This is a genomic window from Streptomyces sp. NPDC059828, assembly GCF_042731955.1.
Taxonomy (GTDB): Bacteria; Actinomycetota; Actinomycetes; order Streptomycetales; family Streptomycetaceae; genus Streptomyces.
In genome coordinates, this window is record NZ_JBHWIW010000004.1 from 20247 (window position 1) to 39848 (window position 19602).

The following is a 19602-nucleotide window of genomic DNA, read 5'->3' on the forward strand; positions in this document are numbered from 1 at the left end:
CCGGGCGTCCACGACATCGCTCGCGACGGTCAGCCGTACATGCGCCGCATCGCGAAATCGACCATCTGCTCCACTGCCTTGGCGTCGAACACCATCCGGTGGTCACCCTCCATGTCCAGGACGAAGCCGTACCCGGTCGGCAGCAGGTCGATCACCTCGGCTCCCGTGATCACGAAGTGCTTGGAGTCCTTGCCCGCGTACCGGCGCAGCTCCTTCAGCGAGGTGAACATCGGGATCACCGGCTGCTGGGTGTTGTGCAGCGCCAGGAACCCCGGGTTGTCGCCCCGCGGGCAGTACACCTTCGACGTGGCGAAGATCTGCTGGAAGTCCTCGGCGGACATCGACCCGGTCGTGAACGCCCGCACGGCGTCGGCGAGCGACGGCGGCGACGGCTCCGGATACAGCGGCTGCTCCCCGTAACCGGGGGCCTGCCCGCCGTAACCGGCACCCGGCATTCCGGCGCCGTGCATGGGCTGCTGCGGCGGGGCACCGTAGTGATGCTGGGCACCCGGGTTCTGGTCGTAGCCGTACATGAGCGCAAGCCTACCGAGCCGCCACGGCGGGGCGAGGTGGGTACGGGAGCGTGCGGGACGCGTCACAGATGCCCGCGAGGGGTTGCCTCTTATTACCGACGGGTAGCATCATCTCGACTACCAACGGGTAGATGTGTGTACTGACGTACGAGGACCCCCTCCCAATCCAGACGGAGCCGTCGCCATGGGCCACTACAAGTCGAATCTCCGCGACATCGAGTTCAACCTCTTCGAGGTGCTCGGCCGCGACAAGCTGTACGGCACCGGCCCGTTCGCGGAGATGGACGTCGAGACCGCCAAGAGCATCCTGGACGAGATCGCCCGCCTCGCGGAGAACGACCTCGCCGAGTCCTTCACGGACGCCGACCGCAACCCGCCGGTCTTCGACCCGGAGACCAACACCGCTCCCGTGCCCGCCAGCTTCAAGAAGAGCTACAAGGCCTTCATGGAGTCCGAGTACTGGCGTCTCGGCCTGCCGGAGGAGATCGGCGGCACCACCGCGCCCCGCTCTCTCGTCTGGTCGTACGCCGAGCTGCTGCTGGGCTCGAACCCGGCGATCTGGATGTACTCCTCTGGCCCGGCCTTCGCCGGCATCCTCCACGACGAGGGCAACGAGGCCCAGAAGAAGGTCGCGCAGATCGCGGTCGAGAAGCAGTGGGGCTCCACCATGGTCCTCACCGAGCCGGACGCCGGCTCGGACGTCGGCGCCGGCCGCACCAAGGCGATCGAGCAGGAGGACGGCTCCTGGCACATCGAGGGCGTGAAGCGCTTCATCACCTCCGGTGAGCACGACATGGAGGAGAACATCCTCCACTACGTCCTCGCCCGCCCCGAGGGCCACGGCCCCGGCACCAAGGGCCTGTCCCTCTTCCTCGTGCCGAAGTTCCACTTCGACTGGGAGACCGGCGAGCTGGGCGAGCGCAACGGCGTCTACGCCACGAACGTCGAGCACAAGATGGGCCTCAAGGCCTCCAACACCTGCGAGATGACGTTCGGCGACAAGCACCCCGCCAAGGGCTGGCTGATCGGCGACAAGCACGACGGCATCCGCCAGATGTTCATGATCATCGAGTTCGCCCGGATGATGGTCGGCACGAAGGCGATCTCCACGCTCTCGACGGGCTACCTGAACGCGCTGGAGTACGCCAAGGAGCGCGTCCAGGGCTCCGACCTGTCGCAGTTCATGGACAAGACCGCCCCCAAGGTCACCATCACCAACCACCCCGACGTGCGCCGCTCGCTGATGACGCAGAAGGCGTACGCGGAAGGCATGCGCACCCTCGTCCTCTACACCGCGTCCGTCCAGGACGAGATCGCGGTCAAGGAGGCGGCGGGCGAGGACGCCAAGACGCTGCACGGCCTGAACGACCTGCTGCTGCCGATCGTGAAGGGCTACGGCTCCGAGAAGGCGTACGAGCAGCTCGCCCAGTCGCTCCAGATCTTCGGTGGCTCCGGGTACCTCCAGGAGTACCCGATCGAGCAGTACATCCGGGACGCCAAGATCGACACCCTCTACGAGGGCACCACGGCGATCCAGGGCCAGGACTACTTCTTCCGGAAGATCGTCCGCGACCAGGGCGCGTCCCTGAACCTGCTGGCCGAGGAGATCAAGAAGTTCCTCGCGGTCGGCACCGGCGGCGACGAGCTGGCCGGCGCCCGTGACGCGCTCGCCAAGGCCGCCGTGGACCTGGAGGGCATCGTCGGCCGGATGCTGACCGACCTCACCGCCACCGGCGAGGACGTCAAGAACATCTACAAGGTCGGCCTCAACACCACCCGCCTGCTGCTGGCCTCCGGCGATGTCGTCGTCGGCTACCTGCTGCTGCGCGGCGCGGCCGTAGCCGCCGAGAAGCTGGAGACCGCGTCCCCCAAGGACAAGGCCTTCTACCAGGGCAAGATCGCGGCCGCGAAGTTCTTCGCCGCCAACGTCCTGCCGGGCGTCACGACCGCGCGCGAGATCGCCGAGGGCATCGACAACGAGCTGATGGAGCTGGACGAGGCCGCGTTCTAAAGCGCCTCCGCCGTCACTCCGGTGCCGCCACTCGACTCGTTCGGGTGGCGGCATCGTCGTACCCGCGACCGGCGGCACGGCCCGGAATCCCGTCCATGGGAGGAACCGCCGGGCGGCTGCACCATGGACGACCTCCTCCCGCTCGACGCCGTCCCGCCGCACACCGATCCCACCGAGATCGACCGGCTACAGGCGGCCCACTTAGGCTGGCCTCATGACGAGCAGCGCCCCCACCGCCTTCGACCGCGGCCACACCGACGACCTGATGTCCTTCCTCGCGGCGTCCCCCTCGCCCTACCACGCCGTGGCGAACGCCGCCGCACGACTGGAGAAGGCCGGTTTCCGGCAGGTCGAGGAGACCGACGCCTGGGACGGCACGAGCGGCGGGAAGTACGTGCTGCGGGGCGGCGCGATCATCGCCTGGTACGTGCCCGAAGGTGCGGCGCCGCACACCCCGTTCCGGATCGTCGGGGCCCACACCGACTCCCCGAACCTACGGGTCAAGCCGCAGCCGGACATGGGGGCGCACGGCTGGCGGCAGGTGGCCGTCGAGATCTACGGCGGGCCGCTGCTCAACTCCTGGCTGGACCGCGACCTCGGCCTCGCGGGCCGGCTCTCGTTGCGCGACGGCGGCACCCGGCTCGTCAACATCGACCGCCCCCTGCTGCGTGTGCCCCAACTCGCCATCCACATGGACCGCGCGATCTACGAGAAGGGCCTCCAGCTCGACAAGCAGAAGCACATGCAGCCCATCTGGGGGCTCGGCGACTCCGTGGGCGAGGGCGACCTCATCGCCTTCCTGGAAGAGGAGTCCGGGCTGTCCGCCGGGGAGGTCACCGGCTGGGACCTGATGACGCACGCGCTGGAGGCTCCCGCGTACCTCGGCCGCGACCATGAGCTCCTCGCCGGACCCCGGATGGACAACCTGCTGTCCGTGCACGCCGGTACGGCCGCGCTGGCCTCGGTTTCCGCACGGGACGGCCTGCCCTACATCCCCGTGCTCGCCGCCTTCGACCACGAGGAGAACGGCTCCCAGGCGGACACCGGCGCGGACGGCCCGCTGCTCGGTTCGGTGCTGGAGCGCTCGGTGTTCGCCCGCGGCGGCTCGTACGAGGACCGGGCCCGCGCCTTCGCCGGGACGGTGTGCCTGTCCTCCGACACCGGCCACGCGGTGCACCCCAACTACGCGGAGCGCCACGACCCCACGCACCACCCGCGCGCGGGCGGCGGCCCGATCCTGAAGGTCAACGCCAACCAGCGGTACGCCACCGACGGCAGCGGCCGTGCCGTGTTCGCGGCGGCGTGCGAGCGCGCCGGGGTGCCATGGCAGACGTTCGTCTCCAGCAACTCGATGCCCTGCGGCACGACGATCGGCCCGATCACCGCGGCACGCCACGGGATCCGGACCGTCGACATCGGCGTCGCCATCCTGTCGATGCACAGCGCCCGCGAACTGTGCGCCGCGGACGACCCGTATCTGCTGGCCAACGCGCTGGTGGCGTTCCTGGAGAGCTGAACCGGCAGGAAAACCGCTTCTTGCGGCATGGCCGTTCGGGTTGGGGGTACCCGAACGGCCACGTTGCTTTCAGGAGGCGGAAATCATGGGTCTAGGAGGCTGCATCCTGCTCATCGGGGCAGGCGCGATTCTCACCTTCGCAACCGACTGGCAGACGGAGAGCGTCAATCTCGACCTGGTCGGTCTGATCATGATGGCGGTCGGCATCATCGGGGTCGCCGTCTTCACCAGCATCGCCCGGCGCCGCCGCGCGATCGTACCGCCGGTGACACCCACGTACGTGGACGAGAACCGGCGCTAACATCCGGGAAACACCGCCCCTGCCACGGTGTCGACCATGGTTCTGATGGGGCAGACGGATCCGGTGCACCACCGGGTCCCAGGGCGGCGCGGCAGGGTGCTCACCGCGCTCGTGGCATGCGCGTTGCTGGGTGCGGCGGGCGCCGCGTTCCTGATCTGGCGGTTCAACGACCGTCCGCCGTGGGGCGATGATGTCGCCTACGAGGGCGGGTACATCATGGGCACCCGTATCCGCCAGGCCGATGTGACGGGCGAGCGGACGAAGGAGCTGCTCAGCGGCGGTTGCGCCCGACTGCTCGCGGAGGGCTTGGGAGGCCGCCGGGCCACCCACAACTCTCCGCTGTGGGTGACCGGTTGCCTCGACGGCGCAGCGGGCCGCCCCTCAACGCACCAGGGCCTGGTGCGCTAGGCCGTGTGTGAGAACAGGCGTCGTCCGCCCGAAGGGCGGGGCGCGCCGCAGTTCTCACACACGGCTAGGTCCCGTCCGGTACGGCGGATCAGGCGTCCATGCCCGCGAGCACCAGCGGCAGCCGGGTGGCGCCGTCCGGGGCGACACGTACCGGAACACCCCAGTCCTGCTGGTGCACATGGCAGGCCGGGTACTCGTTCTCCGGATCGTCGTCGCACGAGGCGGCCATCGCCGAGACATGCAGAACGCCCTCGGTGACCCCGGGGTTCAGCTCCAGCTCCCGGAACAGGTCCGTACCCGCGCCCTCGCCCGCGGACAGCAGCCCGGGAGGGGTCGAGGAGACCAGCAACCGGGTCGACGGCCCGTAGCGGGTGTCGAGCTTCTGCCCGGCAGGTGCCTGGAACACCACGTCCAGCCGCAGCATGCCCGGGGCCACGTCGGTGGCGGCGCGCTGGGTGCGATGGGCGACGGCCTCGACCCTTACGGCCTCCTCGGGCAGCCGCAGCCGGGTAAGCCGGTGCCTGGCCGACTCGACGACCACGATGTCCTCGTCCACCAGCACGGCGGCGGACGGCTCGCGCAGATCGGTGGCGAGGGTGGTCACCTCGCCGGTCGCCGGGTCGTAGCGGCGCAGCGCGTGGTTGTACGTGTCCGACACGGCCACCGAGCCGTCCGGCAGCGCGGTCACCCCGAGTGGGTGTTGGAGCAGTGCCTGCTCGGCGGGGCCGTCCCGGTGCCCGAAGTCGAACAGGCCGGTGCCGACGGCGGTGTGCACGACACCTTCGGGGTCGATCCAGCGCAGCGCCGAAGTCTCCGAGTCGGCGATCCACAACCGGTCGGCGGTGGCGGCGAGACCGGACGGCTGCGCGAACCAGGCCTCGGCGGCCGGTCCGTCCACGAGCCCTTCGTTGGTCGTGCCCGCCGCCACCTGGACCGTCCCGGCCTCCGGGTCGTACGTCCACAGCTGGTGGACCCCGGCCATCGCGATCCACACCCTGCCCTGCCACCAGGCCACATCCCACGGCGACGACAGATCCACCTCGAGCGCGGGCCCCGAGGCCGGAGAGCCCTGCCACCACTGGCGCCCGGTCCCGGCGACCCGCTCGATCGTCCCGGTCTCCGGGTCGTACGTGCACAGCGCATGGTTCACGGTGTCGGCGACGATCACCTTCCCCGACGGCAGCAGCGCGAGCCCCTGCGGCTCCCGGAAGTCCCCGCCCCCGTCCCCGCCGATCCTGCGTACGACGGTCTCGCCGTCAGCCGCCAGCTCGACGAGCTGGTGCCGGGTCGAGTCGGAGACCAGGAAGTGCCCGGACGGCAGCACGACCGCCTTCCCGGGAAACCGCAGATCCGTCGGCACCGGCTCCGGCGCCACATACGGCCCGTCCCCGCGCCGCAGCGTCCCCTTCGCCTCATGCTCGGCCTCCAGCTCCTCCACCAGCCGCTCGATGGCATGAGCATGCCCCTCCCCGGCGTGCTGGGCGACGACATACCCCTCCGGATCGATCACCACAAGCGTCGGCCAGGCCCGCACGGCGTACTGCTTCCACGTCGCGAGCTCGGGGTCGTCGAGCACGGGGTGGTGCACCTCGTAGCGCTCGACGGCGTCGACGACGGCCTGGTGCTCGGCCTCGTGCACGAACTTCGGCGAGTGCACACCGACGATCACGACGGTGTCCCGGTGCTTCTCCTCGAGCTCACGGAGCTCGTCCAGGACGTGCAGGCAGTTGATGCAGCAGAACGTCCAGAAATCCAAGATCAATGTGCGGCCTCGGAAATCGGCGAGCTTCAGGTCCTTCCCGCCGGTGTTGATCCATCCGCCCTTGCCGATCAGCTCGGGGGCACGGACACGGGCACGGCGGCGGGGCTCGGACGCGGGGGCAGCATCGTTCATCCTTCAAGCTTGCCATTGGCCCATGAACACCAGATCACGGCCGTACGGCGCCGCCGGCCTGACATTTCACCGGGCGCGCTCCACCACGGCGAACTCCGGCAGCCGGGTTCCCTCAAACACGGGAGCCAGGTGGCGATGCCAGGTGGTCCGGCAGGCCGTGCGAGGCTGCGGCGCAGTGGGACCCGGCCGTCTCCCCGTCTCGGGAATCCGTCTCCCCGTCTCGGGAATGAGGGCGGACCCCTGCTCCGGGAGGAGGCTCCTCAGGGGGCGACCCCGACGATTCCCAGGGTCCGGATCGGACCGCAGAGCGACGCTTCGCCCCCTGGTTCCGGGCGAGTATCGAGTCATCGGGAGCACACAGGAGTGACTCCCACGAAGGACTCGCTAAGGAGCCCACCATGGCCGCACTTGCCCGCCCCCGTGACGGAAAGATGATCGGCGGAGTGTGCGCGGCGCTCGCGCGGCGCTTCGGCACCTCCGCGACCACCATGCGGGTGATCTTCCTGGCGTCGTGCCTCCTGCCGGGCCCGCAGGTCCTGCTGTACCTGGCGCTGTGGCTGCTGCTGCCGGCGGAGAAGACCGCGTCGACCGCCTGGTGAGGGGGGCCTGCACAGCCCCGAGGGGCACACATGCCGAGGTGGACCAGTACGCCGCCCGCCCGGTGCAGGAGGCGACCGCGACCGGTGCGAGGTGCGCGCGGCCGGCGCGGGCCGGGCCGACGTCGAGCCGGATCAGCCCGGCGGTGGCGACCACATCTCCCCGCCACAGGTGACCGGCTGCGCGGTCGTGGTGGAGAAGGGGGGCCGGCGGTTTGGCGATCACCGCGTCCACAAGCACTGCGCCGGCGATCGCCGCCGGCGGTCTGCGCAGGGACCACCTTCCCGCCCATCTTCCCGCCCGTCGGTCCGGCGCCAGCCGTCCGCCGAGGACTTTTTCAGCCCCCGGGCCAAAAAGTGTTATCCCGCGTGCCCCGTACCATTCTCCTTTCTGCCGGACGGACCGGCCTTCCGGTGAGAGAGCGGGGCCCGATGCAGCACATGAAGAAGCCCACCTGGTTCCCCGAGACCGTGGCGCCCCAGGCACTCCGGAACGCGGACGGCGGACACGCTGAGCACGACGGGCACGACTCTCGCGGCGGGCGGCGGCGGGCGGCTGGGAAGGGGCGGCACAGCCGGCGTCCGCAGGCCGGGTTCCGGGCGGACGCGCCGACGTCCGCCGTCGTGGGGGTGGCCGCGGCGGCCGTGCTCGCGGGTGGGATCTTCGCGCTGAGCGGGTCGGACGGCGACAGCGGCAACGACAGGGCATCGGCTTCGGCTTCGGTGCAGGAGGTGCCGGCGGACTCGGGCATCGCGGTGGCGCCGGGCGGCGAGCTCTCCGGGTTCATACCCCCGGCTTCCCCGACGGCCGCCCCGTCGGGGAAGCCTTCCGCGTCTTCCGGTGACGGGGCGCCCACCGGTTCGCAGAGCCGGTCCCCGCACGAGGCGGAGTCCCCCAGCACCTCCCGTAACAAGAACCGCACGACCCAACCCTCCGGGGAGCCGTCGAAGCAGAAGGCGACGGGCACCGGCAAGGCGAAGAACAAGGCTGCGCGGTTCGCCGAGGAGATCGTCACGCTGGTGAACATCGAGCGGGCGAAGGCCGGTTGCGAGCCGCTGCGGGTGAACGCGCGCATGCAGGCCGTGGCCCAGGCGCACGCCGACGACATGGCGGCCCGCGACTACTACGAGCACGTCGACAGCGAGGGACGGCACGCCGACGAGCGGTTGCGCGCCGCGGGCTACCCGGTCGGGATGTGGGGCGAGAACCTCCACCGGGGCCCGGAGGACCCCGTGACGGCGATGACCGGCTGGATGAACAGCCCCACCCATCGCGACAACATCACCGACTGCGACTTCGAGGACTTCGGCATCGGCGTGAACCTCAGCGGCAACGGGCCCTGGTGGGTCCAGAACTTCGGCGCCGAGTACTGACACTCAGGAAGCTCAACGACGCGGCGACGGCAGCCCCAGCATGCGGTCCTTGAGGGCCGGGAACTGCTCCCGGGTCGCCGCCGGCTTCGTCAGGTCCAGGTCCACCGTGAGGATCTGCTCGTCCGGACCGGCCTCAGCCAGCACCTCGCCCCAGGGGTCCACGACGATGCTGTGGCCGGCCTGCTGGACCCCCGCATGGGTGCCCGCGCTGCCGACGGCGAGGACATAGGACTGGTTCTCCACCGCACGCGCCTGGGCGAGGAGGGTCCAGTGGGCGCGGCGGCGCTCGGGCCAGCCGGCCGCGATCACGAGGATGTCGGCGCCCGCGTCGACGAGTCCGCGGAACAGCTCCGGGAAGCGCAGGTCGTAGCAGGTGGCGAGCCCGAGTGTGGCGCCGGGAGAGCCGGGCAGCGGGACCGTGACCAGTTCCGTGCCCGCGGCCATCATCACCGCCTCGCCCTTGTCGAAGCCGAAACGGTGGATCTTCCGGTAGACACACGCGAGTTCACCCGCGGGGGAGAACACCAGCGAGGTGTTGAAGAGAGCCCCTTCAGACCCTTCGGCCGCCGGGCCCCGTTCCACGATCGAGCCCGCGTGCAGCCAAACCCTCGCGTCCGCCGCGGCCTTGGCCATCACTTCGTGGGTCGGACCGTCGAGGGGCTCCGCCTCGGCCGTGAACAGGTCGTACGCGAACGCCCCGGTGGGCCACAGCTCCGGTAGCACCACCAGGTCCGCCTCGGACTGCTCCCGCACGAGGGCGGCGGCACGCTGCCGCCGGGAATCGACGGATTCCTCCGGGTCTACAGCGATCTGGATGAGCGAAGCGCGCACACTACCACCGTCCTGGCATTCGAGCTGTCAGCCAGCCCTACGATCGTCGTCCGAAAGCACTGCCGGGGTGCCTTCCGGCAGCGTACTGTTCTGTTCCGGGGGCCACCCCCAGGACCCCCGGCCGCTGCCCAGCAACCAGCCCGCGCACAACCGTCGAGGGGTTCCGTGACCGTCCATCCCAGCCTCCAGACCTACGCCGACGCCTGGAACCACTCCGTCGAAGCAATATCCGAGCTGGTGCAGCCGCTTGTCGAGGGCGAGTGGAACCGCCCGACTCCGTGCCCCGGTTGGTCGGTGCGCGACATCGTGTCGCACATCATCGGCATGGAGTGCGAGATGCTCGGCGATCCCCGGCCGATCCACAGCCTGCCCCGTGATCTTTACCATGTGCGCAGCGAGTTCGCGCGCTACATGGAGATGCAGGTCGATGTGCGGCGCCACCACACCGGGCCCGAGATGACCGCCGAGCTCGAGTACACGATCATCCGGCGCAACCGTCAGATACGGAACGAGAACCGCACCCCCGACACCTTGATGCGTGCCCCGCTGGGCGCCGAGCAGACACTGGAACTGGCCTACCGGATGCGGGCGGCCGATGTCTGGCTGCACGAGCAGGATCTCCGCACGGTGCTCGGCAGGCCGGGCAACCTCGACGCCCCCGGCGCCCACATCGTCCGCGACAACTTCCTGACGGTTCTGCCCAAGGTCGTCGCCCGGGACGCGGGCGCCCCGCCGCGCTCCACGGTGGTCTTCGACGTCAGCGGGCCGCTGGAGTTCCTGCGTACGGTACGGATCGACGCGGAGGGGCGGGGCACGATCGACGGGGCTCCGGCCCTGGGTCCGGCCGTGTCCTTCGCCCTGGACTGGGAGACCTACGTACGGCTGGCGGCGGGCCGGGTGAAGCCCGCGGCCGTGGCCGACCGGATCAAGGTCGAGGGTGACGCGGACCTGGCCGCGGCGATCCTGGACCGCTTCGCGGTCACTCCATAGCGCCGCGGCTCGGGCGTACGCCCGCTCACACCGGAACGTGCACGGCCTCCACCCGGCTGGCCACCAGCCGTTCGCGCTCGCGGCGCGCCGTGCGGGCGCGCAGCCGCAGGATCTGGGCGACGCCCAGGGTCTGAAGGACGAAGACGGAGGCGAAGGCGATCCGGTAGTTGTCTCCGGTCATGTCCAGCAGCACACCCACCGCGAACAGGGTCGTCATCGAGGCCACGAAACCGCCCATGTTGACGATTCCGGAGGCCGTGCCCTGACGCTGGGGCGGATTCGCGGGGCGTGCGAAGTCAAAACCGATCATCGAGGCGGGACCGCAGGCACCGAGCACCACGCACAGCGTGATCAGCAACCAGGAAGGGGCCTGATCACCCGGATACGCGAGGGTCGCCGCCCACAGCAGGGCGGTGGCCGCGACCGTGCCGAGCGCGAGTGGAGCCCGGGCGGCATGGTGCCGGGCGACGACCTGCCCGTACACGAGCCCCACGACCATGTTGGTGACCACCACCAGCGTGAGCAGCTCGCCCGCGGCCTCCCGTGACCGCCCCTGGGCCTCGACCAGGAAGGGCATGCCCCACAGCAGCAGGAACACCATCGCGGGGAACTGCGTGGTGAAGTGCACCCACATCCCGAGCCGGGTGCCGGGCTCGCGCCAGGCCGCGGCTATCTGCCGGCGGACGAAGGCGGCGCCGCTGTGCGGGACCGGTGCGGGGGCGTGACCCTCGGGGTGGTCCCTCAGGAAGAGCGACACCAGCACGAGCACGACCGCCCCGGCCAGGGCGCTGCCCGCGAAGGTCGCGGTCCAGCCGAGCCCGTGCAGCAGCCGTGAGACGGCGATGGTCGAGACGAGATTGCCCGCCATCCCGAACAGCGCGGCGAACTGGGCGATCATCGGGCCGCGCCGGGCCGGGAACCAGCGGGCGCCGAGCCGCAGCACGCTGATGAACGTCATCGCGTCGCCGCAGCCGAGCAGCGCGCGGGAGGCGAGGGCCGTTCCGTAGGAGGGGGAGAGCGCGAAGCCGAGCTGTCCGGCCGTGAAGAGGACGACCCCGAGGGTGAGGACCTTCTTGGTGCCGAGCCGGTCGACCATCAGGCCGACGGGTATCTGCATGCCCGCGTAGACGAGCAGCTGGAGTATGGAGAAGGTGGACAGCGCCGAGGCGTTGACGTGGAAACGGTCGGCGGCGTCGAGTCCGGCGACCCCCAGGGACGTTCGGAAGATCACGGCAACGAAGTAGACGGCGACGCCGATGCCCCAGACCGCCATGGCTCGGCGCCCACCGGGCGGATCAGCGGGGAGGGAACCGGCGCCGGAGGAGCCGGGGGACCCGGTGTCGCTCACCGGTCTTCGCCCCGCACCAGTACCTTCACCCAGCCCAGGTGTCTGCGCACGCACTCCGCCGCGCCCTCGGTGTCACCGGCCTTGATGGCCTCCAGCAACTCGGCGTGTTCGGTGATGTTCTTGGTGACCCGCTCGGGCTGGGCGTGCATCAGGGCGACGCCCATCCGTAGTTGCCGGTCGCGCAGCTGGTCGTAGAGGCGGGCGAGGATCTGGTTTCCGGCATGCTGGACGATCTCGGCGTGGAAGCGGCGGTCGGTGGCGGCGACCGCGGCGAGGTCGCCTTCCTCGGCCCGCCGCCGCTGCTCGTCCACCAGCGCCGCCAGCCGTTCGACGAGCGCGGCGGACGCCGGGACCGACCTGCGGACGGCGAACTCCTCCACCAGCAGCCGGGTCTCGATCACATCCGCGATCTCCTGCGCGGAGACGGCGAGCACCAGGGCGCCCTTCTTGGGATAGAGCTTGAGCAGCCCCTCCATCTCCAGCTTGAGCAGGGCTTCGCGCACCGGGGTCCTGGAGACCCCGACCGCCTCGGCGAGCTCGCCTTCGGTGAGGAGCGTGCCGCCCTCATAACGGCGGTCCAGTACGGCCTGCTTGATGTGGGCGTAGACACGGTCGGCGGCAGGGGCGGCGGCTGGCATGCGCACAGCATAGATACAACAGAGGTACATCAGGAGGCCCCGTCCAGCATTCAGACAGGGCCCCCGAGGACGACAGGGAGAGCGAAGGACAGCGGACAGCGAGGGACAGCAAGGGAGGAAACGGGCCCCTATAGAAGACGGAGTGAGATCTGCACAACTTCCGTACATCCGTAGGGCGCCTTCCGTCGTCTCACATGTCGACAGATGACGTATACGCCAAAACGGAGCGTTCCCTTGATAACCAGCCTCACCGGCGTGCGCAGAGCCGCGACAGCGGTTCTCGCTGGCGGCCTGCTGCTGACGGTCTCGCCCCTCGCGGCTCCGGCCCAGGCGGCGACCCAGCCCATCCCGTCCATCAGCGCCAAGGGCGGATTCCTGCTCGACCAGGCGGATGGCAAGGCCATCTACGGCAAGGCGAACAACACCCGGCGCCAGATGGCCAGCACCACCAAGCTCGTGACGGCCATCACGGTGCTCACTCAGACCGGCGTGGACCTCAACAAGAAGGTCACCGTCAAGCAGGCCTACCGTGACTACGTGACCCGCGAGGGCGCGAGCACCGCCGACCTGCGCACGGGCGACAAGCTGACCGTCCGCCAGCTGCTGTCCGCGCTGATGCTGCCGTCCGGCTGCGACGCCGCGTACGCGCTCGCCGACACCTTCGGCACCGGATCGACCCGTACCGCCCGCACACAGTCGTTCATCGGGAAGATGAACAAGAAGGCCACGCAGCTCGGCCTGACGAACACGAAGTTCGACTCGTTCGACGGCATCTCCCCCACGGGCAACAACTACACGACCCCGTGGGACCTGGCGAAGCTCGCCCGTCACGCGATGAGCAGCTCCGTCTTCCGCGATGTCGTCAAGGCGACCTCGTACAAGACCACCGCGCCCACCAGCACCGGCGGCACCCGCACCTACACCTGGTACAACACCAACAAGCTGCTGGGCTCCTACAGCGGCGCGATCGGTGTGAAGACCGGCACCGGTACGGCCGCCGGCCCCTGCCTGGTGTTCGCCGCCACCCGCAACGGCAAGACCTACACCGGTGTGGTGCTCAACGGCACCGACCGCTTCAACGACGCGGCCAAGCTGCTGGACTTCGGCTTCGGCTCGTCGACGGCGCGCACGATGAAGCTGCGCTCGCTGCCGGCCGACGCACAGCGCGACTGATTCGGCCACTCGCACAACGCTGAAGGGCCCGTCCTCCCGGACGGGCCCTTCAGGGTTCATCAGGCGTTCGTCACGCCCAGGTGATCAGCCGCTTCGGCTGCTCCAGGACCGCGGCGATGTCCGCCAGCACCTTCGAGCCGAGCTCGCCGTCCACCAGCCGGTGGTCGAACGACAGCGCCAGCGTGGTGACATGGCGCGGCTTGACCTTGCCCTTGTGGACCCAGGGCTGGAGCTTGATGGCGCCCACCGCGAGGATCGCGGACTCACCCGGGTTGAGGATCGGCGTACCGGTGTCGACGCCGAACACGCCGACGTTGGTGATGGTCACCGTGCCGCCCTGCATGGCGGCGGGCGTGGTCTTGCCCTCACGGGCCGTGCCGACCAACTCGCCGAGGGACTCGGCAAGTTGCGGCAGGGTCTTGTCGTGCGCGTCCTTGATGTTCGGCACGATCAGACCGCGCGGGGTGGCGGCGGCGATGCCCAGGTTCACATAGTGCTTGAGCACGATCTCCTGGTTCACCTCGTCCCACGAGGCGTTGACCTCCGGATTGCGCTTGATCGCGACCAGCAGGGCCTTGGCCACCAGCAGCAGCGGGTTCACCCGCAGCCCGGCCATGTCCTTGTCGGCCTTGAGCTCCTCGACCAGCCGCATCGTGCGCGTGACGTCGACCGTCACGAACTCGGTGACATGCGGTGCCGTGAAAGCGCTGCCCACCATCGCCTGTGCGGTGGCCTTCCGTACTCCCTTGACGGGGACACGGGTCTCCCGGGCACCGGCCGCCACCGGGGCCGCGGCGGCCACCGCCACCCCGGGCTCCGGGGTCTGCACGGGGATGTCGGCCGGGGCCGCCGGCGCGACCGCGGCGTGGACGTCCTCGCGGGTGATGATGCCGTCAGGACCGGTGGGCACAACCGTCGCGAGGTCGACGCCCAGGTCCTTGGCCAGCTTGCGGACCGGCGGCTTGGCCAGCGGGCGGGCCGCGGTCGGCACCGAGGACGCAGCGGAACCGTGGCCGTTGAGCTCGGCCTGTACGGCAGCCGCGGCCGGGTTCTGCTCCGGCACCGACGTGCCCTTGCGCGGGCGACGCTTGGTGGAGGACTCGGCCACGCCGTAACCGACGAGCACCGGCTGGCGGCCGGCCGGCTTGTCGTCCGCGTCCTTGGCCGCGGGCTCGGCGGCGGCGAGCGTCGGCTCGGTCGCCGCCGGGGGCGGCTCCTCGACCGGGCCGGAGCCCGGCGCCACGTCCACCGTGATGATCGCGGTACCCACATCCACCGTGGTGCCCTCGCCGAAGCGCAGCTCGTGCACCACGCCGTCGTACGGGATCGGCAGCTCCACGGCCGCCTTCGCCGTCTCGACCTCGCACACGACCTGGCCGTCGGTGACGGTGTCGCCGGGCTGGACGTACCACTTGAGGATCTCGGCCTCGGTGAGTCCCTCGCCCACGTCGGGCATCTTGAACTCACGGAAGCGTGCGGAAGTCGCGGGGTTTTCCGTCATCGTCGTCACGACCTTCTCCTCAGTACGCCAGCGAGCGGTCGACGGCGTCGAGCACCCGGTCGAGCCCCGGCAGGTACTCCTCCTCCACCCGGGCCGGCGGATACGGGGCGTGGAAGCCGCCCACGCGCAGCACCGGCGCCTCCAGGTGGTAGAAGCACCGCTCGGTGATACGGGCGGCGATCTCCGCACCGGCGCCGTAGAACACCGGGGCCTCGTGGACCACCACGAGCCTGCCCGTCTTCTCGACGGACCGCTGGATGGCGTCGAAGTCGATCGGGGACATCGAGCGCAGGTCGAGGACCTCCACCGACTTGCCCTCGTCCTGGGCCGCCGCAGCGGCCTCCAGGCAGACCTTCACCATCGGGCCGTAGGCCGCGAGGGTGACGCCGGTGCCGGTACGGGCGACCCGGGCCGCGTGCAGCGGGTCCGGGATGGCCTCGATGTCGACCTCGGCCTTGTCCCAGTAGCGCCGCTTGGGCTCGAAGAAGATCACCGGGTCATCGCTCTGGATGGCCTGCTGAAGCATCCAGTAGCCGTCGGACGCATTCGAAGGGGAGACCACCTTGAGCCCCGGCACGTGCGCGAACAGCGCCTCGGGGGATTCGGAGTGGTGCTCCACCGCGCCGATGCCGCCGCCGTAAGGGATGCGGACGACGACCGGAAGCTTGATCTTGCCGAGCGCACGGGCGTGCATCTTGGCGAGCTGGGTGACGATCTGGTCGTACGCCGGGAAGACGAAGCCGTCGAACTGGATCTCGACCACCGGGCGGTAGCCGCGCAGCGCGAGGCCGATCGCGGTGCCGACGATTCCGGACTCGGCGAGCGGGGTGTCGATGACCCGCTCCTCGCCGAAGTCCTTCTGGAGCCCGTCGGTGATCCGGAAGACCCCGCCGAGCTTGCCGACGTCCTCACCCATGATGAGGACCTTGGGGTCGGTGTCGAGGGCCTTGCGCAGCGATTCGTTGAGCGCCTTCGCGAGGGACATCTTCTCTGCGGTCATGGCTTACTTGCCCTCCTGGGAGGCGTCCGCGAAGGACGCCTGGTACGCGGCGAACCCGGCGCGCTCCTCGTCGACCAGCGCATGGCCGTCCGCGTAGACATGGTCGAACATCGACATGTCGTCCGGGTCGGGCATCGCTCGCACGGCCTCGCGCACCCGCTTGGCCAGCACGTCGCTCTCCTCGTCGAGCGCGGTGAAGAAGGCCTCGTCGGCGTGACCCTGGGCCTCCAGGTACCGGCGCAGCCGCAGGATCGGGTCCTTGGCCTCCCAGGCCGCCCGCTCGTCGTCGTGGCGGTAGCGGGTCGGGTCGTCGGACGTGGTGTGGGCACCCATCCGGTACGTGAACGCCTCGACCAGGGTCGGGCCCTCCCCGCGCCGGGCGCGCTCCAGGGCGGAGCGGGTCACGGCCAGGCAGGCGAGCACGTCGTTGCCGTCCACACGGACGCCGGGGAAGCCGAAGCCGCGGGCGCGCTGGTAGAGGGGGACGCGGGTCTGGCGCTCGGTGGGCTCGGAGATGGCCCACTGGTTGTTCTGGCAGAAGAACACCACCGGGGCGTTGTAGACCGCCGAGAAGGTGAAGGCCTCGGCCACGTCGCCCTGGCTGGAGGCGCCGTCGCCGAAGTAGGCGATGACCGCGGAGTCCGCGCCGTCCTTGGCGACACCCATCGCGTATCCGGTCGCGTGCAGCGTCTGCGAGCCGATCACGATCGTGTACAGGTGGAAGTTGTTGCTGTTCGGGTCCCAGCCACCGTGGTTCACGCCGCGGAACATGCCGAGCAGGTTCGTCGGGTCCACCCCGCGGCACCAGGCGACGCCGTGCTCGCGGTAGGTCGGGAAGACGTAGTCGTCGTCGCGCAGGGCCCGGCCGGAGCCGATCTGCGCGGCCTCCTGGCCGAGCAGCGAGGCCCACAGGCCCAGCTCGCCCTGGCGCTGAAGGGCCGTCGCCTCAGAGTCGAAGCGGCGGGTGAGCACCATGTCGCGGTAGAGCCCGCGGAATTCCTCGGGGCTCAGGTCGACGTCGTAGTCCGGATGCGCCACCCGCTCGCCCTCAGGCGTCAGCAGCTGCACGAGCTCGGGCTCGGTGCGCCCGGCCTGCTCGCTCTGCTGCCCTGCCTGCTGCGGCTTGGCGGCGCTCTTCTTCGCCACGGTGCGCTTGGTCGCGGCCTTGGCCGCGGTCGCGCTCGTATCGGCGCTCTTCTCGGCTCCGGCGCTGACGCGCTTACTGCTGCGGCGCGGTTTGCTCGCGGCAGTGCTCTCCACGGTCACGTGCGTGCTCCTCCGTCGGTCCGGCCCCCGGGATCCGCCGGGTACCAGTGCGGCTCACCTGTGCCCGTACCCGGGCACGGGGTGGGTGCACCGTTGGGTATCCGTCGGGAAACAGGCGTGACAGGTGCCCCGGCGTGCTCCCTGTCACAGGCACGTTACCCAGTGGACCGCATTCCTGCGAAACCCCATTTGACCTGCGATTTTGCTTGGATATCCAAGTAAATCGGGAAACGAGGGAACAGCAGCAGGTCAGAGCACTGGTCACGGCCATGCAGGCCGCCGGAACACGGGCACGGTATCCCGGGCACCCCGGGCACGGGAAGAGCCAATATGTGAGACTTACTTTGTGCCCGAATCGCGAAAAATCACGGTATTCCTGCTGGACGACCATGAGATCGTCCGTCGCGGCGTGCACGAATTGCTCTCGATGGACGACGGCATCGAGATCGTCGGGGAGGCCGGTACGGCGGCTGACGCCCTGGTGAGAATTCCCGCCGTACGGCCGGATGTGGCCGTTCTGGACGTACGCCTTCCGGATGGCAGCGGGGTCGAGGTCTGCCGCGAGGTGCGCTCCCAGAACGAGGACATCAAGTGCCTGATGCTCACCTCGTACGCCGATGACGAGGCACTTTTCGACGCGATCATGGCCGGGGCCTCCGGTTACGTCCTCAAGGCGATCCGCGGCAGCGAGCTGCTGGCGGCCGTGAAGGACGTGGCCGCGGGCAGGTCGTTGCTCGACCCGGTGGCCACCGCACGTGTGCTGGAGCGGCTGCGGGACGGCGGCAGTCCGCACACCGACGACAAACTCACCCATCTCACCGACCAGGAACGCAGGATCCTGGACCTGATCGGCGAGGGTCTGACCAACCGGGCGATCGGCGAGCGGCTGCACCTCGCCGAGAAGACGATCAAGAACTATGTCTCGGGACTGCTCGCCAAGCTGGGCATGGAGCGACGTTCGCAGGCCGCCGCGTACGTGGCCCGGATGCAGGCGGAACGACACTGAGAGGGGCCGCGTCCCGGGCCGCAGCCGGACCACGTACGCGGCGGCCCTGTCCCGGGCCCGAGCCGTCCGGAGCATCCCCGAAGAGCGACACGCGCGACACGCTGAGTGATCTATCATTTGGCGGGTGCCGCGCTCATTTGCTACTGCTCCACCTCCGCTGGGTGAACTGCTGCGGCGGTACGAGAATCCCGGCGAGCCCCTCTCCTGCGAGCCCGTCACCCAGGGCCTCCTCAACCGCGGCTACCGGCTCGCCACCACCCGCGGTGCCTACTTCCTCAAGCACCACCTGGACGCGCCCACCGCCGACCGGGCCACCATCGTGCGCCAGCACCGCGCCACCCAGCGGCTCCAGTCCCTCGGCGTCCCCGTCGCCCCACCCGTCCAGGACACCGCGGGCGACACCGTCGCCGTGATCGGCGGGCGCTGCTACGCCCTGCACCCCTGGGTGGACGGGCGGCACCGAGTGGGCGCCCAGCTCACCACGGCCGAGTCACGGCGGCTCGGCGCCCTGCTCGGCCGGGTGCACACCGGGCTCGACCAGGTCATGGAGGCCGACGGACAGCCCGGGGAGCATGACAGCGCGGACCCGGACGAGACCTTCGCGCTGATCGACGAGCTGCTGGAGCTGAGCCGCAGCCACAGCCCCCGGGACACCTTCGACCTGCTCGCCGAGCACCGGCTGCGGGAGCGAAGGGCCCTGCTGGAGCGCCACGCACACCGCCGGCCACCAGCCGGCTCGGCGAGCGGCTGGGTGCACGGGGACTTCCATCCGCTGAACCTGCTCTACCGGGGCGGGGAGCCGGCGGCGATCGTGGACTGGGACCGGCTGGGCGTACAGCCACGGGCCGAAGAGGCCGTACGGGCAGCGGCGATCTTCTTCGTACGGCCGTCAGGGGTGCTGGAGCTGCCGAAGGTGAGGGCCTATGCGCGGGCGTACCGGCGCGCGGCGGGCGCGGACAGCGCGGAGCTGGCGGCGGCCGTGCACCGCGTGTGGTGGGAGCGGCTCAACGACTTCTGGATACTGCGCTGGCGCTACCAGCTGCACGACCGCAGGGCCGACCCGCAGTTTCCGGCGGTGTCGGCCCTGGCGGTGTGGTGGACGAGGGAGTACGAGGCGGTGTGCGAGGCCTTCGCGGGGTGAGCCGAGGGTCCGGGCGGGAGGGGCTCCCGCGGGCCCGCGTCGGTCTCCCGCGCCGGTCCGCGCTGCCCCTGCGGG

The 19602-nt window shown here is 70.2% G+C and carries 18 protein-coding genes; 10 read left to right on the plus strand and 8 right to left on the minus strand.

What is annotated here, in order from left to right:
- Positions 1-29: 29 nt before the first annotated feature.
- The gene (locus ACFV6V_RS03400) at positions 30-533 is read right to left on the minus strand and encodes an SseB family protein (RefSeq protein WP_361284083.1); all 504 of its coding nucleotides are present in this window, start codon (positions 531-533) and stop codon (positions 30-32) included.
- 184 nt (positions 534-717) lie between these two features.
- Between ACFV6V_RS03400 and ACFV6V_RS03405 the strand changes: the two genes are divergently transcribed.
- The 4 genes from ACFV6V_RS03405 to ACFV6V_RS03420 all read left to right on the plus strand — a co-directional run bounded on the left by ACFV6V_RS03405 (position 718) and on the right by ACFV6V_RS03420 (position 4769).
- Entirely contained in the window at positions 718-2544 is a 1827-nt protein-coding gene (locus ACFV6V_RS03405) for an acyl-CoA dehydrogenase (protein WP_385558409.1), read from the plus strand.
- Positions 2545-2758: 214 nt separating this feature from the next.
- Positions 2759-4060, plus strand: coding sequence for a M18 family aminopeptidase (locus tag ACFV6V_RS03410; protein ID WP_385558412.1), 1302 nt, complete (start codon positions 2759-2761; stop codon positions 4058-4060).
- 85 nt (positions 4061-4145) lie between these two features.
- Positions 4146-4361 (plus strand): DUF6458 family protein, encoded by a 216-nt coding sequence (locus ACFV6V_RS03415; protein ID WP_385558415.1) that lies wholly within the window; start codon positions 4146-4148, stop codon positions 4359-4361.
- Between the two features lie 45 nt (positions 4362-4406).
- Complete coding sequence (locus ACFV6V_RS03420; RefSeq protein WP_385558418.1) at positions 4407-4769, plus strand: hypothetical protein; 363 nt, start codon at positions 4407-4409, stop codon at positions 4767-4769.
- 88 nt (positions 4770-4857) lie between these two features.
- On the opposite strand, the gene ACFV6V_RS03425 is transcribed toward ACFV6V_RS03420, so the two are convergent.
- Complete coding sequence (locus ACFV6V_RS03425) at positions 4858-6663, minus strand: NHL domain-containing thioredoxin family protein (protein WP_385558421.1); 1806 nt, start codon at positions 6661-6663, stop codon at positions 4858-4860.
- Between the two features lie 398 nt (positions 6664-7061).
- Between ACFV6V_RS03425 and ACFV6V_RS03430 the strand changes: the two genes are divergently transcribed.
- Both ACFV6V_RS03430 and ACFV6V_RS03435 read left to right on the plus strand, forming a co-directional pair.
- Positions 7062-7262 (plus strand): PspC domain-containing protein, encoded by a 201-nt coding sequence (locus tag ACFV6V_RS03430; protein WP_385558424.1) that lies wholly within the window; start codon positions 7062-7064, stop codon positions 7260-7262.
- A gap of 438 nt (positions 7263-7700) precedes the next feature.
- Positions 7701-8633, plus strand: coding sequence for a CAP domain-containing protein (locus ACFV6V_RS03435; RefSeq protein ID WP_385558426.1), 933 nt, complete (start codon positions 7701-7703; stop codon positions 8631-8633).
- Between the two features lie 12 nt (positions 8634-8645).
- On the opposite strand, the gene ACFV6V_RS03440 is transcribed toward ACFV6V_RS03435, so the two are convergent.
- The gene (locus ACFV6V_RS03440; protein WP_385558429.1) at positions 8646-9464 is read right to left on the minus strand and encodes a carbon-nitrogen family hydrolase; all 819 of its coding nucleotides are present in this window, start codon (positions 9462-9464) and stop codon (positions 8646-8648) included.
- Between the two features lie 165 nt (positions 9465-9629).
- Here ACFV6V_RS03440 and ACFV6V_RS03445 point away from each other — a divergent pair, with 165 nt between their 5' ends.
- Positions 9630-10454, plus strand: a complete 825-nt coding sequence (locus ACFV6V_RS03445) for a maleylpyruvate isomerase family mycothiol-dependent enzyme (protein WP_385558431.1) — start codon at positions 9630-9632, stop codon at positions 10452-10454.
- Between the two features lie 25 nt (positions 10455-10479).
- On the opposite strand, the gene ACFV6V_RS03450 is transcribed toward ACFV6V_RS03445, so the two are convergent.
- Together ACFV6V_RS03450 and ACFV6V_RS03455 are read right to left on the minus strand one after the other, a co-directional pair.
- Positions 10480-11727 (minus strand): nitrate/nitrite transporter, encoded by a 1248-nt coding sequence (locus tag ACFV6V_RS03450; protein ID WP_385558869.1) that lies wholly within the window; start codon positions 11725-11727, stop codon positions 10480-10482.
- Positions 11728-11798: 71 nt separating this feature from the next.
- A complete protein-coding gene (locus ACFV6V_RS03455) occupies positions 11799-12440 on the minus strand; it encodes a GntR family transcriptional regulator (RefSeq protein WP_385558434.1) in 642 nt (213 codons plus the stop codon).
- Positions 12441-12644: 204 nt separating this feature from the next.
- Here ACFV6V_RS03455 and ACFV6V_RS03460 point away from each other — a divergent pair, with 204 nt between their 5' ends.
- The gene (locus ACFV6V_RS03460; RefSeq protein ID WP_385558437.1) at positions 12645-13613 is read left to right on the plus strand and encodes a D-alanyl-D-alanine carboxypeptidase family protein; all 969 of its coding nucleotides are present in this window, start codon (positions 12645-12647) and stop codon (positions 13611-13613) included.
- 70 nt (positions 13614-13683) lie between these two features.
- On the opposite strand, the gene ACFV6V_RS03465 is transcribed toward ACFV6V_RS03460, so the two are convergent.
- The 3 genes from ACFV6V_RS03465 to pdhA are packed head-to-tail and all read right to left on the minus strand — an operon-like array spanning position 13684 to position 17380.
- Positions 13684-15123 (minus strand): dihydrolipoamide acetyltransferase family protein, encoded by a 1440-nt coding sequence (locus ACFV6V_RS03465; protein WP_385558440.1) that lies wholly within the window; start codon positions 15121-15123, stop codon positions 13684-13686.
- 10 nt (positions 15124-15133) lie between these two features.
- Positions 15134-16114, minus strand: coding sequence for an alpha-ketoacid dehydrogenase subunit beta (locus ACFV6V_RS03470; protein WP_385558443.1), 981 nt, complete (start codon positions 16112-16114; stop codon positions 15134-15136).
- A gap of 3 nt (positions 16115-16117) precedes the next feature.
- Positions 16118-17380, minus strand: a complete 1263-nt coding sequence (gene pdhA / locus ACFV6V_RS03475) for a pyruvate dehydrogenase (acetyl-transferring) E1 component subunit alpha (RefSeq protein ID WP_361284129.1) — start codon at positions 17378-17380, stop codon at positions 16118-16120.
- Positions 17381-17726: 346 nt separating this feature from the next.
- On the opposite strand from pdhA, the gene ACFV6V_RS03480 reads away from it, so the two are divergent.
- Together ACFV6V_RS03480 and ACFV6V_RS03485 are read left to right on the plus strand one after the other, a co-directional pair.
- Positions 17727-18386, plus strand: a complete 660-nt coding sequence (locus ACFV6V_RS03480) for a response regulator (protein WP_385558446.1) — start codon at positions 17727-17729, stop codon at positions 18384-18386.
- A gap of 124 nt (positions 18387-18510) precedes the next feature.
- Complete coding sequence (locus tag ACFV6V_RS03485) at positions 18511-19527, plus strand: phosphotransferase (RefSeq protein ID WP_385558449.1); 1017 nt, start codon at positions 18511-18513, stop codon at positions 19525-19527.
- Positions 19528-19602: the final 75 nt, after the last annotated feature.

Bases quoted from the DNA above. Each gene is read 5' to 3' on its own strand.
- ACFV6V_RS03420 (WP_385558418.1), top strand. From the start codon at position 4,407: ATGGGGCAGACGGATCCGGTGCACCACCGGGTCCCAGGGCGGCGCGGC.
- ACFV6V_RS03450 (WP_385558869.1), bottom strand. From the start codon at position 11,727: ATGGCGGTCTGGGGCATCGGCGTCGCCGTCTACTTCGTTGCCGTGATC.
- ACFV6V_RS03415 (WP_385558415.1), top strand. From the start codon at position 4,146: ATGGGTCTAGGAGGCTGCATCCTGCTCATCGGGGCAGGCGCGATTCTC.
- ACFV6V_RS03435 (WP_385558426.1), top strand. From the start codon at position 7,701: ATGAAGAAGCCCACCTGGTTCCCCGAGACCGTGGCGCCCCAGGCACTC.
- ACFV6V_RS03460 (WP_385558437.1), top strand. From the start codon at position 12,645: ATGACGTATACGCCAAAACGGAGCGTTCCCTTGATAACCAGCCTCACC.
- ACFV6V_RS03430 (WP_385558424.1), top strand. From the start codon at position 7,062: ATGGCCGCACTTGCCCGCCCCCGTGACGGAAAGATGATCGGCGGAGTG.
- ACFV6V_RS03470 (WP_385558443.1), bottom strand. From the start codon at position 16,114: ATGACCGCAGAGAAGATGTCCCTCGCGAAGGCGCTCAACGAATCGCTG.
- ACFV6V_RS03410 (WP_385558412.1), top strand. From the start codon at position 2,759: ATGACGAGCAGCGCCCCCACCGCCTTCGACCGCGGCCACACCGACGAC.
- ACFV6V_RS03455 (WP_385558434.1), bottom strand. From the start codon at position 12,440: ATGCCAGCCGCCGCCCCTGCCGCCGACCGTGTCTACGCCCACATCAAG.
- ACFV6V_RS03405 (WP_385558409.1), top strand. From the start codon at position 718: ATGGGCCACTACAAGTCGAATCTCCGCGACATCGAGTTCAACCTCTTC.
- ACFV6V_RS03425 (WP_385558421.1), bottom strand. From the start codon at position 6,663: ATGAACGATGCTGCCCCCGCGTCCGAGCCCCGCCGCCGTGCCCGTGTC.
- ACFV6V_RS03400 (WP_361284083.1), bottom strand. From the start codon at position 533: ATGTACGGCTACGACCAGAACCCGGGTGCCCAGCATCACTACGGTGCC.